Raw genomic sequence first — 14,326 nt, forward strand, 5'->3', positions numbered from 1 at the left:
ACAGAGATATAAAATGACAATAATCACTAAGCCATAAAAACTTTGCCGCAATGTTTGTTTTTTCATGTAAGCCTTTTTATCAGAACCATCTCAATTCTTTCAGCATCGCTTTCGATAACGATGATTGGTGTGGATACAGTGCTTGCATCTTTTGAATGGCGGTTTTTGCCTTTGATAGGTTGCCGTTTTGAATATAGGCCAACGACAGGTAATAAAGCACATCTGCTCCGAAGGATGCGTTGTCGCGATTCAGTTCTTCAAAAATACCAACACAATCCTTTTTTTGTAACAAACGGCTCAAGCCCAAATAGAAATAGAGCCTTGCATTTTTTTCGTGCAATGATTCGATTGACTGCAACAGTTTTTCTGCATTGGGGTAATCGCGGGCTGCTATTTGCTTTATGGCTGCTATGGCAATCTCACTTTCCTGTGCTGTCATCCCTTCAATCAGTGTGTTATTACCCCTCACCAGGTCGTTGGTCGTAGTTGATATGGTTATGGATGTCGGCACCAGTCCTGCATACTTTTCTACAAAGGCGTCATTCGATAGCTGTGTGGGCTGCCAAATCATGACCACCCCTGCTATCATGGCTGCGGCAAAGGTGACATAACCTATTAACTTCCGTCTGGGGCGCATTGTAATAGTCAGTTGCTTGTCTGCTCGCTCTTCCTCCATTTCTTCTCGGGCTCGCTTTATCTGTTCTTCCACCAAGGCTCGCGTGCGTATTTGCGTCACAAGTGTTGTTTCCAGTTCGGATTGTGAAACAGTCTCTTCGTTCCATTCGTCATTGTTGCCTTCTGCCTGAGCCAGTTCCTCTTTTGCAGCTTTAATCTGTTGTTCGGCGTTTGCCCTCGACCTAAGCTGTTCTATTAATTGCCGTTGCACTTCTACTGCATTTTTCAGCTTTTCATCATGTTGAAGGTTGGCTTCAAATGCACTTTTTTCAACATCGCTCATCTCACCACGTAGGTAGCGCTCCACATTCTCTTGCTCTTTCATGATGGTTCTCCCATTAATTGTTGGCGCTCCTCGCTCGTTATCATCTCGGCATCTTCCAATTCGCTCAGGTACATCTTCTTCAATGTCTTCATGCAGCGCGACCTTTGGTTTTTCACAGTATCTGTCGATTGATAATTGGTCTGTTCCACGATTTCCTTATCGCTCTTTTCGTGGTACCAGTACAGTGTCAGCAGGGTTTTGCACGGATCTGTCAATTTACCCACTATTTGATTGAGCAACATCGTCTTTTTATCCAATTCGGGCAACAAATCACTGTCGGGTTCCTCAATATCATGGATGCGTTCCGTCAGCCAAATCTTTCCCTTGCGCTTCATCTCATCAATGGCCATGTTGCGCCCTATGCTGAAAATAAAGGTCTTGATACTACAACGCATGTCTGTCAGCTTTCCCGCATTCACATACCCGCAAAACACCTGAAAACTCTCACTATAGATATCCTCCACCTCGTCAGTCCTTAAATCAGAAAAGGACTGTCGCATATATCCTATAAAGGCACTGTAATGTTGCTTATACAATTGGGTAATCACTCGGGGATTGGATTGACGAATCAGTTGTATCGTTTCTTGATCATTCATTTTACACAATATTCTGATGATTAATAAAAAAGCATGACGTCATATGGCTAAATCTTCATAAATTTGTTCCTAAAATATCTATTTTTGAGTTAATTCGTGATCAATTCAAAAATAAAAAGACATTATACCAAACTCGATTTTTGTGTATGAGAAGGATAAATTTTGATAATTTGCTATTAATTCACCTTCAGTTTGATAAACTGAATACTAGTCACTTTATTAGTTCTTCGGAATTACTGTGTGAAAAAATGATAACAGAAAGCTATGTAAATCAAGGCAATGATATTAGGTGTAAAAAAATAAATATTGTAAATAAAATATTCTGCAATAAGAATGAAATTACAAATTCAATTTTATTTGAAAATATAAAAGGTATTATTTCTCCAGTAAATCACGATTTGCTAGTAACTATTTTTTACAATGGTCACTTTTTTGAAGTTGCTTGCAAAGCAATAGTTACGAATTTTAAGGAACGTAAATTTATTCTTTGTGATTTAATAACCATTGATAAAAATATGTTTCCCTTACATGAATTAGAAATAATAAAATGGCTAGTTAATCCAACTTGCTGGGAAAAGCTAGTAAATGACTCGAAATATCTTGATAGAGAAGAAATTAGCAATATAGTTGTAAATAAAATTGTATCTATCGCTTGTCATTCTGTATATGATGGCACATACACTTATAATTCTAATGACCCTAATGTAGAAAAAATAAAAAATGCTTATAATTCATGCTATATTCATTCAATAGAAGTTTTAAATAATTCAAAAAATAAATTTAAAACAATAAGACAATTTATACCTCCATCAGATCACGAATTAAGTTTTTTTGAAATATGGTCTAATATTAAATGTCGTCCATATAGTGATTTCGAAATTAATTACAATTTCGAAGCTAAATCAATTATGTTATCTTCAATGCACAAGGAAACTTTTTTAAAACGAGATAGTGATTTTAGATCATATTTCAATGAAGAAACTGAAGAATATATTCTAAAGGCAAAGAAGTCATTTAATACCAGATATGAAATGAAAAATTTCATAATTGAGATTGAAAATGACTTTATCAAAAATAATATCATCACAGCATTTACGCAAAATTTAGACACATTAGATTACTATACATACAATGTATTTTGTGATGATATTTTTACTATTTTAAATAAAAGATTACAATTTGTCGAAAGTAAACCTTTTGATATTAGTTCGCCTGCAAATCATAATATTAGAGATAGTTATGATGAATTTGTATCATGGTTTAAAAAACCATTTATCCCGTATTGAAATCAATCTTTAAAAACGTAACAAAAGGCTCTTTATAACCCGTAAGTGTATTCGTTCATGAAAATTACTGATAACATTTTACATAGTAGTGTTGAGCAAATAGCAGATTATTTAATTGAAGCAGGTATTTCATCATCGAAATTAATTGGTACATATGGAAATTCATTTATACCCGATGGAGCTGTTATTAAATTTACTGATTTTGAAATAAAAGGTGAAAGAGAAACTGTCGTTGATGGCGTAAAAATCCCTTCAACTCGATACATTCAGCTAATTACAGATAAAGGCTATGTTTGTAGTCTATCACGCTTACAAGCATCGGTGTTTATTGGAGATCCGGAAAATGGGATTACAGAGATTCAAAGTGGCATCCATAAAGGTAAGTTTTTCCTAAAAACCAACACTACTCCAAATCCATTTTTAATGGGTAACCAAGCATCCGCATTAAAAAAATTAGTTGGTAAATCTTTTTTATGCAACCATATTTCTGGTTTTCGTTCTATTTATTGCAGCGAAGGCTATCATTCTATTGATGAATTACAAATTGAACCTTACACAATTTGCAAACTGACAGAATACAAATCATAATAATATAAAATACCAAGATATAAGTAGATCCGTAACAAAGTCTGATAACACTCCTATTTCATTTCCTCTGTGCCTGAATTTACTTTATAAATGCACAAACCAATTAGTTTTCAGGAAATACATGCCCTACAATATTTCCTTCCATCAGAGTAATGCTACAACATAATGGAAGCTTATCTCCAAACAGTTGTGATATTCCACTTTTAGGTGATATTCTAATTTCTCCTAAAAGTTCATTTTGAAATTTACCACCTTTTAACCAAACACCGGAGATTAATTTCCCATTAGATTCAGATCTAAATCTCTTTACAATAACCTCCCAATCTTGTACTTCTAAAACTTTTGGCAAAACATCAATAAATTCCTCGATTGTTTCACATGCAGCAGCTTCAATAAGTGTACTTAAGTCATGCATGTTTATTTTTTCTGAGAAATAGTTTACACGACCAGGTTCGTCGCAATATTTTTTAGACTTCACTATTACATAGTATTGTTCATACTCCTTTCGTACAAGTTGTAATTGAATAACATTATCTCCAATTACAGCATAAACATCCCCCCAATAGAATGGGCCTTCGTATAAATGTTTTTTCATCTCGAATGCAGTTAATGATCATATAAAATTAGTAAATTTTAAATAGATGTTAAATTCGTGAATTAAAAAAATGTTTATTCATATTTTGTGGCACACACCCCATAGTTGCCCCAAGTTCATAACTTGTGCCCATTCCTCTTTCCAATAGATATTTCGGTGATATTGCCCCCCTATTACAGGTATGATTTTTAGGCGATGGTAGTATGACAAAATTACCGTTTTTTCCTCAAACTTTGCCCCGCTAGTGCCCATTGCTGCCGCACGATTGCATCGTGTGGCTTATTCCCAGCTGGCGCAAGGTTGCAACTTGTGCCTTTTTTTGCCGTTCCCCTTCGGGTCGGGCTTTCCATTTCAAGTCCTCGCTTTGCTCCGGGCTTTCCACTTCAATCCCTAACGGTACATTTCGAAGCCCTTCAATGATTTGTCGTACAGCCTGGGCACGCACTGGCTCCCTCGTCCCTTCGCTCCCTTAAAACGATGCCTCAGAAGACCCACCCACCCTCCCTAGAGGTAATTCGGCATTCGTCCACTCACCTCGGCAAGGGGCGCGCCGGGTCGGCCGGGCAGCCGTCTCTTATGGTAGCCATATCCGCGGCTAGCCGGCAGCCCGTCCGCCAAAGGTGGGGCCGGTACTCTTTATGCACAACCCGTTCCGTCAGCCATTTCTTAAAGTTCGGCGAAGCCTCCAGGCTTCGTCGCATGGTTGGCCATGGCCTCCCTCTCTGGCATCTCATATCCATTGTTGCACACTACAATCTGCCGTCCCCAGCCCGGCACACCCCTTGCAGCTTCGGTTCGTTCCCTCATGGCAGCCTCCCTTGTCCGTGGGGCAGCCCTCACTCGTTACACTCCATTGCGCTTGGCGCTCCGTTCCTGCGTCACGGAAACTGCCTGCGCTCCATTCGTTCACTCCCTCACGCATCCCCACGTCCATCGGCTGCCCATTTTAGGCTCGCCTGCTGGTCGCCGTCGGCTGCGGGGCTGTCATGCTTTTTGCAAACCCCGCCCGCGTCCGGCATTGCCCCCTCCGGTCTCATACAATTCGTTCCCATCGCATTCCATCCAAGCCTCCACACACCTCAATCTCCGGGGGCAAAGCCTCTCTTATAAAAGGCCAGTTTCTCATTTATCGCCCGCAGCCAATGTCACTTCATTCACTCACCTCGCTCGTTGCGCTACATCCATTCACCTTGAGTCTTCACACCCTGCACATCATCTACCCGTTATCGTTACCCGTCACACATCGTCAAGGTTCATTCCTTCGCTCCACAACGCTCGTTTCATTCATTCAGCAACATTCGCTGCCACCCACAACGCAAAAAGCCCGCCAGCCCCTGGCCGCAAGCAGTTGCCAGCCCCCGTGCTCATCCTTCGCACTCCCGGTCTGCCACCGCCGGCTCCACTCGCAGACGGCTCGCGCCGAAGAGAAAAAGGTGGCCGCAAGCCATTGCACCCACCTTTTTCCAAAAAATACTGCAGCCCCTCCAATTATCCCCCCGGTACAGACGCGATTCATCGCGTCTCAAAAAGCACTACCAGTGCGTCTCAAAGCTACCAGTGCGTCTCAAAGCTACAGTGCGTCTCCCTCCACTCCTAAACTCCTCCACTCTAAACTCTTCCACCTCTCCACTTCTCCACTTCTCCACTCTTCAACTCCTCCACTCTAAACTCTTCCACCCCTCCACTTCCTTCCCCCACCCGCAAAAAAGCCACCTCAAGTTAGGCATCCGGCTCAAACCCCGTCAAGGTCATGCCCTTCGGGTTTTGCAGCCCCATCCCATACATCACGTACCCATTTTACTCACAAGCAAATCCAAAATAACCAACAGGGCCGCAAAAACCTTGACAGGTCGCCGGACACCTTTCCATCCCGCTGTCTTTTTGCTCGTTGGGGAAAAAAATATTCCACATCCATCCATTACACACACACACGATGAGGTTAATTCCAGCAGAGTAGAGTAGGGGCGTAGCCACCACACACCCCCCGGCCGGTACAGACGCGATTCATCGCGTCTCAAAGCTAACAGTGCGTCACAAAGCTACCAGTGCGTCTCCCTCACCACCCGTTCACCTCCACTTTTCCACTCTTCCACTCCTAAACTCTTCCACTTCTCTACTTCTCCACTCTTAACTCTTCCACTCCTCCACTCCTACACCCCTCCACTTCTCAACTTTCCATAATGCTCCTAATCATAAGCCCCAAGTTACAGGACTGCTGGGCAATGCCACAAGGGTGCGCTGCGCCCGTTCAAAAAAATCTCCACCCTCGTGCCTCGGGTCGTATTTTTTTGCCCGGCCCTTGCAGCAATGCCCCCCAGCCTGTGGGCGAAGGGCATTATGTTTATTCGCTCCTTTCACTGTAGGGCGTGTGGCTGGTGGCTGCACCTCTACCTCGTCAGCTCTTTCAAGTGCCGCTGCGTCATCATCCGGGGCAGCGCACCCGAGGTCTTCCTCCAGCTCTTTCACCTTCAGCTGGTCATCTCTCAGCTCCCTTTCTAAGGGGGCTTTTTTTTATGTCGGCATTCCTCTCATATAAATACCACATCAATAAATTTATCCATCTACTATTTTGTATATTATCTCTCTGCAAAACAAATAACAACACAACTCAGGCACATTTACAACTCAGACGTCACAAAATAACAAACGCCCGATGAAGCTTAACTTCACCGAGCGTTTCCCCTCTTATCAAACACCTCTAAAGAATATCTTTTATCAATAGGCGTTAATCCAAAACACATGCAGGTTTATTTCAGCCCTTCTGCTCTTTCAATTATTATCCCCCTTCCTTTGAGGAAAAGCTGCGATGGACTTCTTCATTCCCCATCCACGCTGGCCTGTGCCACCGCTGTCATCACGCCGCCCGCAAGCGCCACATAACCGGCAGCCGTCACCAGCCCTACCGGCAACGCCACCGGAGCCGCCAACAACGCTCCCCCAACCGCCGCCAGACTGATGCCCACTGTCCGCACCACTCGGAAAAACTTCGACGTCGGTGCCTTCATTCTTTCTACCAATCCCATCTTCTATCGTTTTAATTCGTTAACGTTCCTTCCTCACTCTAACGGCCGCCTCATACGTGCAGTCCGCCTTTCTTCAGTCTCCCTTCCAATAGGGCAGGGTCGGGGCAGGGCTTCAATTCACCGCCTTCTCCAGGTATGTCAACCGCTTCTCCAAAAAATCAATCCGCTGGCTCAGCAAATCATTCACCCCCTTAAACTCACTCTTCAACAGCGCCATGGTGCTCTTTACCTCACTCACGTCTTTCTCCACCCGCTTGAAGTCGGTCAGGAGCTGCCGGAGGAAGTAACTCACCACCCCCAGCATTCCCGACATCACCACCGACAGCAAAATCTCCGGTTTCATCACCGTCTCCATCTCCGGTCAGTTAAAGACCCGACACACTCACCAGCGACAAGGCATTGTATCGTCCGTTTTTCAATGAATACGACACCCCGTTCACCATTTGGTAGAACTCAATCCCCAGCACCAAAAACAGCGGATGCGTGCTGTTGGCTGTCAGTGTGTTGGTCAGCGTCACCGCTGCAATGTTCCCGTCCGATAGTGACAGTTCTCCTGTTTGCGACGTTACCGCCTCAAACACATTCCCCTCAAAGTCAATCGAGGCTCCCGCCGAAATGAATCGGAAATGCGTGGCTCCCTCCGGTGCCACAATCGCACTGTCGGGCGAAAAAGCCGGTATGGTCACCTCCAACTCTCCACTCACTCGGTCAATGGTCGCACCATATTGAGCATACAATGTGCTCGACAGCTTCCCGTCTAGGTTAAAGTCAAAGCCGGTCAGTAACTCCAGCTCTCCGTCCAATACGTTGCGCTGTCCGCGGATACTGGTGGCATCTGCTTTCACCACCACCATCATCTGCTTGGTCAGACGGCTCACCATGCGGTTATCCGCCGCCTTCATCAACTGCGCACGAAAAGCCATCCTCAATAACTTGCCCGCACTCCCTGCCCGCGCAAATTCCAGTCCGTTCTCTCTGGTTCGTGCAAATGCTGCATCCGATTTGATCCGATCTCCGTCCACGCCGCCCTTGGCGCGCGCCAACATCCCGTCCTTCGACTTGTAGAACGTAATATCACCGATAGTACCCTCTAGCTTAATAATTCCACTCTGCTTTGCCATGATCAAAAAAATTAAATGATTCACTGCAAAACTATGATGTGGTCAAACACCACCCAAACAGCCACTTCCGGCAATGGTCATTCTTGCCGCTTTTTGCCGCCTTTTCTCAATTCTCTTATTCTGAAAGATTTGGTAAATTTGCCCTTACGCCATTTAACCACCTATCACAGCCATCTTGGCAGGAGAGGAGCATCCCCAATCTGTCCCGGATAGTGTATCGTTAGTGAATAGATAAAGCATAGATAGTGTATAGATAGAGCATGGATGGTGTATGAAAACCATCTCAACACATCAAAAGAATCCAACCGTGAAAACTACCCGCATCACCATCTACCCCAAAGACGTGCAACGCATCACCGGCAAAAGCGACCGATATGGCCGCCACCTGTTGGCACGCATCCGGGGCCGTTATCACAAAGAGCCCCACCAGTTCGTCACCCTCGACGAGTTTTGCTCCTTCACCGGCCTCCCCTCCGAACAAGTCGCCCCCTTCCTCATCGACTAACATTCCCCCAATCGTGCGACACCAAATCGCACCAATCCTCATGCCCTTTTTCCATTATTTTTGTATCGTTTTAGCTTTAAAAAGTTGAGTAAAGCGTCTGAAATTCATATATTTGTATTAGGTTTCAAATGTAACAAACACCCCTTTTTTAGGTCAAAATTTATGAGAACCAAAAGGTGAACTAGTAATTTGTATTCCTTGTAATGCGTTGTGCTTCTGTTGGTTGTGTGTTATTTCATGCGTTCGGTCACCCCGACCAAGTGGATGTCAAACGACATCAAAAGCCTGCAAATCGTATGATTTACAGGCTTTTTGCTTTTGAGGTGTTTTGAATTAAAACAAAGTTTTTCAAGTTACGGGTGAGTAATACGGTGAGTAATTTTATTTCCTATATTTACTCACTGGAAATGCTGCAAAATACTACAAAGCAGTTAGTTGCTCGTTTTATTTGATGCCGTTTGTTGGTGTTTAGTGAGGTTGATTGGTGAGTTCTCGGTGAGTAATTCGGTGAATCAAATTAAATGAAGTCAAATCACACTAAATCTCATTGACATGAAAGCATGTACCACCTTCGGTATTCAGTTCATTACACGAGCAGCTAAAAACCCTGTGCTCCCTATGACCATCTTTGTTCGTATCACGGTCAATAGCCGTCGTGCAGAATTATCCCTTAAACAAACCGTATTGGCATCCGAATGGAGTGTTGTTTTTAGCCTTTCTTTGCACCATTCTGCACAAACAAAAAATCCAGTAAGTGTTGACTTACTGGATTTTGCGTTATTTTTCATTTCTTATCAGCGGAGAGTGAGGGATTCGAACCCTCGATACCCTTTTGAGGTATACACACTTTCCAGGCGTGCTCCTTCGACCACTCGGACAACTCTCCGGGAATTAATGCACGGGAGGAGAGATTCGAACTCCCGACAGCTGGTTTTGGAGACCAGTGCTCTACCGCTGAACTACTCCCGTGTGTGGTTTTGAGACTGCGAAAATAGAACTTTTTCCCGTTTTTGGTGTGTTTTGCGCAATTATTTTTCCTGTTTTTTTGTAGGTTTCGATTGATGCATTTCTATTCCAATGGTTTAATCCTCGTCACTAGGTGAAGAGCCGGATGTGGGATGTTTGCTGGGGGTGTAACCGTAAAAGGATTTGAATTGGCGACTGAAGTATTTTACGTCGTTATATCCAACTCGGAACGCAACTTCGGAGACATTGTAGCCTTTTTCGAGCAGTTGTGCCGCAATTTTAAGTTTCATTTGGCGCAAGAACTCGATGGGGCTGAGGTTGGTCAGGCTCTTGACTTTGTTGTAGAACACCGTTCGGCTTAAGCAGCAGTGGGCTGCCATTTGGTCGATGTTGATATCATTGGCATAATTCTGATTGATAAATTCGATAAGGTGATTCAGAAAGTTCTCGTCCTTTGAGCTGATGTTGAGGTTTCCCGGTTCAATGGCTTTATGCTTTTTAAGGTAACCTGCAATTTTTTCACGTTGTATCACCAGGTTGAGAGCCACTGATTTCAGGTACTCAACATTAAAAGGTTTGGTAATGTATGCTTCCGCACCGGTTTCCACACCTTGTATTTGGTCGGCCACATCGTTTTTAGCTGTGAGCATGACCACGGGAAGGTGAGACGTTTCAATACTCTCCTTGAGGGTGCGTGTCATTTCAATGCCATCCATCACAGGCATCATCACGTCGGTGATGATAATACTTGGGTTATATTGACGAGCCAGAGGGAGCGCTTCCTGGCCGTTGACAGCCTTGATGCAATTAAATTCCGGGCGTAACGATTGGCAGATGTAATCCAATATTTCGGGATTATCTTCAACCACCAGAGCTGTTCTGATTTGGGGTTCGTCGAGTGGGTTGGTTGTGTCAACTATTTCATTATCAGGGATTGTTAGGGGGTGGGGTTGATGGATTGCATCGTGAATGATGGTGATTTCCGGCTGGTTTGTTAAGTGTTGGTTTCCCTTTTTGAGGCATAAGGTAAAGGTACTGCCCTGACCCGGTTCAGATGTCACTTCGATGGTTCCTCCATGAAGTTTGGCAAGTTCGTATGACAATGACAGTCCGATTCCGGTTCCCGACAAGTCGTTGGTGCTAAGGATGGTGTAACGCGTGAAAATTTCGGGCAATAGCTCAGGGGCAATGCCCCGTCCATGGTCAATGACGGCGATGTTTACCGCGTCGGGTGTCTCGTCAATTCGAAGGGTTACTGTTTTTCCACTGTCGGTGAATTTGAGCGCATTGGAAAGCAGGTTGTATATAATGATGTCCAGACGGGATACATCAGCCCATACTTTGGGGTCATCTGTGTTACATTCAAAGGAATAGTGAATGTTTTTATGGGCCGCTAAGGGTTCAAAGCTGTTGAAGATATCCAGAGCAAAGCGTTTGATGTCGATTTCGCTCACCTGGAGGGTCATTTTGTTGTTTTGTATCTTTCTAAAGTCGAGCAATTGATTGGTAAGCATGAGCATTCGTCGGGCGTTTTTTCTAATCACGCGCAATTGTTTACCCACGGCATCGGGCAAGTTACTTTTGTTAATGATGTCTTCGAGTGGGCCTATGATGAGTGTCAGTGGGGTTCTAATCTCGTGGGAGATATTCGTAAAGAACTGCAGTTTCATCTGGTTGACCTTTTTTTCCAGTAGCAAATCGTGCCTATAAAGGTTGAGTTGCGTGAGGGTTCGGTGTACCCAGTACGTGGCAATGACCAATATGGTAAGAAACATCAGATAGGCCCACCAGGTACGATACCAGGGGGGAAGTATTCTGATGGACAACACACGTTCGTTGGTGTCCCAAATGCCGGCGCCGGATGATGCTTTTACCCGAAAGGTATAACGGCCGGGAGGCAGGTTTGTGTAAACAGCCCTGTTTTGATTACCCACTTCGTTCCAGTCGGACTCAAAATTATCCAGTTTGTAGGCATATTTCATCACCATGTTATCTTCGTAGCCCAAAGACGAGAATTGGATGCTGAAAGCGTTCTGGTGATGATTCAATTCCAATACGTCGGTGTAGCTGATATTTTGCTTTAGGGGTGAGTTAGGCGAATGAACAGTTATCTCTTTGTTGGCGATAAACAGATTGGTGAGTTCTATTCGATAGGTTGCTTTTTGTAATTGTTCCATTTCGGGATGAATGGCCACCAAACCATTCGATCCTCCAAATAGAAGGGTACCGTTGTGAGTTTTGAGGCATGTGTTCTCTGAAAAGGAGTTGAAAAATAGCTTGTTATTGGCATTGTACAGTTCCATTTGGTTGTTTCTCAAGTCAATTTTTGAGATCCCATTTTCGGTGCTGAGCCATATATAACCATTGTTATCCTGAAGTATTCCCATCACGATATCGTTTCCCAAGCCTTGATCGGACGAATAATGAATGAATCTTATTGGCTGATCTTTTTTATAATTCAACCGATTGGCGCCGCCTCCGTAAGTGGTAAACCACAGATGTTGTTCGTTGTCTTCAAAGATGTGTACAACGTCATTATAACTCAGGCTTTCAGGTGTGTCGGGTGAGTGGAAGAAGGTTCTGAACTGAAATTGGGCTTGATCCAACGATTTTATGTCGATACAATTGATGCCAAAAGCAGTCGCAATCCAAAGCTGATTGTCGTGAGCCAATAAAATGCTTCTTACCAGGTTGCTCGACAAGTTGCTATTGGCTGTATTTATGTTGACGAATTCCATTTTGCCACCCATGCGTCGTGATGCCAGGCTGATGCCATTGCCAAAGGTGCCAATGCAAAAGCGCCCAGGGCTCAGTTGGATGATGTCGTATATGTTATTGCTTGGAAGTGAGGTGCTATCATTATCGTTGTGCTTAAACCATTCGAAACTGAGTTGATTGTATGAAGTACCCTGGGTGACCGGATTTTTGCTAATGCCAATGCCTTCGCCTTTGGTGCCTAACCAAATGAAGCCTCGGTCATCTTGTAACATGGCGTAAACATTGTTGCCTTGTTCCGAGCTGTTGGGAGTTGTAATCAGGTTGATGGTTTGGAAGGGATTCGATTCTTTGCTGCGAAATAGGTGTATCTTTCCATTTTTGGTGGCAACCCACCGCACTTGGTTGTTGTCCTCCATGATGCATCGAACCAGGTTGCCATTTTGGCTTTTATCCTTTTCATCAGGTATCAGGTGACGAATGGCCGGTGTGGTTCTGATTACTTTGTCGAGGCCGCCATTGTTTTGGCCGGTGCCAATCCACATGTTGCCGTTGTGATCTTCGGTGATGCAGTGTACGATGTTTGATGACAGTGTGTTGGGGTCGGTTCCATTGTTGCGGTAAAACACGAAAGCATCGGTATTTCGATCATAATTGGCAAGACCGGCACCATGAAGGCCAATCCAAAGACGGTTATCCTTGTCTTCGTAAAAATAGTGCCGTTCAAGATCCGTGGCATATAGGTTGTCCTTAGGGGTGAGTTCGTAATAGTGCGTTTGCATCGTAGCCGTTTCCACGCGGGTAATGCCAAATAGGTTGCCCGTCACCCACATTTGATGGTGCCGGTCGGCATACAGGTCGAGCACCGTTTGGTCGTGAAACGGTACTGATATCCATTGGTTGGTTTCGGGGTTGACATTAACTAAACCCATTCCGGCTGTCCCCACCCAAAAGCGGTTGTCTTTGGCGACAAGGTGTGTGACTGGCATCGACAGAGCCGGATGGCTGTTGCTTGCATTTCTAAACCAAAAGGCATGATTTTGTTTGTTGTAACACAAAATGCCATTTTGCCGGGTTCCAAACCATATTTCGGTATTGTTTTCGGCCACAGCACCTGTAAACTCAATATCCACATTGAGGTGTTGAAAATTCATGTTTTGGTTCTCGATGTCGGTTTTCGACAGGAAATTGATGCCGCGTATTGTCCCAATCCACAGGTTGTTATCGCTATCGGCATGAATGAGGCTGACCTTATTGTTAGAGATGGCATTGGTTCCTCTACTTAGGAATTGTGTAATGCTATATGTGTCATTTGCTTCCTGGTATTGCAAGCGGTACACGCCACTGTTTGATGCCCCCATCCAAACCTCATTTGGGGTGTATTGCAAAAAGCAGGTGCCCTTACTGTTTTGTTCCTCCTCAAATGCCGAATAACGCGGCAGGGTATTAAAGGTCTCGTTTTTAGGATTAAAAAAATGGTAGTAACCATCATAGCTTTCCATCCATATAAACCCGCGTGCATCGTCCCAAATGCGCGATACACGGTTGTTGGTGATCATGTTGGGTTGACTGCCAATGCTCTTGTATATTTTAAAATCATAACCGTCAAATCGGTTTAGACCGTTCATGGTTCCTATCCACAAAAAACCTTTTGGGTCGCAATGCACACTAAACACAGTGTTTTGTGAAAGGCCGTTTTGTGTATTGTAATGTTCAAAACGAAAAATGCCTTGCCCGTATGCAACGTGTATTAGCAAGAAGGTTATAACGCAAACTGAAAGTTTATGCATGTACAATAGATTTGGTGACATTACTACAAAGTTAATATTTGTTGCTGTTTGTAGCCTGAGTTTATGCGGTGTTAAAATTAGGTATTTGTGTAGTTCTCAGTTTATGAGGTGGTTGTGTTTTGTGTTCGTGAATTGTGCGAT

At 44.0% G+C, this 14,326-nt stretch carries 10 protein-coding genes, 2 tRNA genes and 1 pseudogene; 3 read left to right on the top strand and 10 right to left on the bottom strand.

From position 1 onward, the window contains the following. Positions 1-79: 79 nt before the first annotated feature. Positions 80-1,000 (bottom strand): tetratricopeptide repeat protein, encoded by a 921-nt coding sequence (locus LX69_RS02845; protein WP_111444304.1) that lies wholly within the window; start codon positions 998-1,000, stop codon positions 80-82. After that, a complete protein-coding gene (locus LX69_RS02850; RefSeq protein ID WP_111444305.1) occupies positions 997-1,596 on the bottom strand; it encodes an RNA polymerase sigma factor in 600 nt (199 codons plus the stop codon). The genes LX69_RS02845 and LX69_RS02850 overlap by 4 nt, the downstream gene beginning before the upstream one ends. 146 nt (positions 1,597-1,742) lie before the next feature. Here LX69_RS02850 and LX69_RS02855 point away from each other — a divergent pair, with 146 nt between their 5' ends. Continuing rightward, positions 1,743-2,882, top strand: a complete 1,140-nt coding sequence (locus LX69_RS02855; RefSeq protein ID WP_111444306.1) for a hypothetical protein — start codon at positions 1,743-1,745, stop codon at positions 2,880-2,882. A gap of 57 nt (positions 2,883-2,939) precedes the next feature. Beyond that, complete coding sequence (locus tag LX69_RS02860; RefSeq protein WP_111444307.1) at positions 2,940-3,470, top strand: hypothetical protein; 531 nt, start codon at positions 2,940-2,942, stop codon at positions 3,468-3,470. 103 nt (positions 3,471-3,573) lie between these two features. Here the strand turns inward: LX69_RS02860 and LX69_RS02865 are convergent, their stop codons facing one another. The 4 genes from LX69_RS02865 to LX69_RS02890 form a co-directional block, all read right to left on the bottom strand. Next, on the bottom strand, positions 3,574-4,065 hold the full coding sequence (locus tag LX69_RS02865; RefSeq protein ID WP_111444308.1) for a hypothetical protein: 492 nt from the start codon (positions 4,063-4,065) through the stop codon (positions 3,574-3,576). Between the two features lie 2,816 nt (positions 4,066-6,881). Further along, entirely contained in the window at positions 6,882-7,088 is a 207-nt protein-coding gene (locus LX69_RS02880; RefSeq protein WP_111444311.1) for a hypothetical protein, read from the bottom strand. A gap of 112 nt (positions 7,089-7,200) precedes the next feature. Continuing rightward, on the bottom strand, positions 7,201-7,443 hold the full coding sequence (locus LX69_RS02885) for a hypothetical protein (RefSeq protein WP_111444312.1): 243 nt from the start codon (positions 7,441-7,443) through the stop codon (positions 7,201-7,203). A gap of 10 nt (positions 7,444-7,453) precedes the next feature. Beyond that, positions 7,454-8,209 (bottom strand): hypothetical protein, encoded by a 756-nt coding sequence (locus LX69_RS02890; RefSeq protein WP_111444313.1) that lies wholly within the window; start codon positions 8,207-8,209, stop codon positions 7,454-7,456. 271 nt (positions 8,210-8,480) lie between these two features. Between LX69_RS02890 and LX69_RS02895 the strand changes: the two genes are divergently transcribed. Beyond that, positions 8,481-8,714, top strand: a complete 234-nt coding sequence (locus tag LX69_RS02895; protein WP_245934925.1) for a hypothetical protein — start codon at positions 8,481-8,483, stop codon at positions 8,712-8,714. Positions 8,715-9,512: 798 nt separating this feature from the next. Here the strand turns inward: LX69_RS02895 and LX69_RS02900 are convergent. From LX69_RS02900 to LX69_RS18325, 4 genes and pseudogenes are all read right to left on the bottom strand, one after another. After that, positions 9,513-9,600, bottom strand: a tRNA-Ser gene (locus LX69_RS02900). Between the two features lie 11 nt (positions 9,601-9,611). After that, positions 9,612-9,683, bottom strand: a tRNA-Trp gene (locus LX69_RS02905). Between the two features lie 113 nt (positions 9,684-9,796). Next, a complete protein-coding gene (locus tag LX69_RS02910; protein ID WP_245934926.1) occupies positions 9,797-14,023 on the bottom strand; it encodes a hybrid sensor histidine kinase/response regulator transcription factor in 4,227 nt (1,408 codons plus the stop codon). A gap of 3 nt (positions 14,024-14,026) precedes the next feature. Beyond that, a pseudogene (locus tag LX69_RS18325) lies at positions 14,027-14,206 on the bottom strand (hypothetical protein); the annotation flags it as partial. Positions 14,207-14,326: the final 120 nt, after the last annotated feature.

It is taken from the genome of Breznakibacter xylanolyticus (genome assembly GCF_003254275.1).
GTDB classification, from domain to species: Bacteria; Bacteroidota; Bacteroidia; order Bacteroidales; family Marinilabiliaceae; genus Breznakibacter; species Breznakibacter xylanolyticus.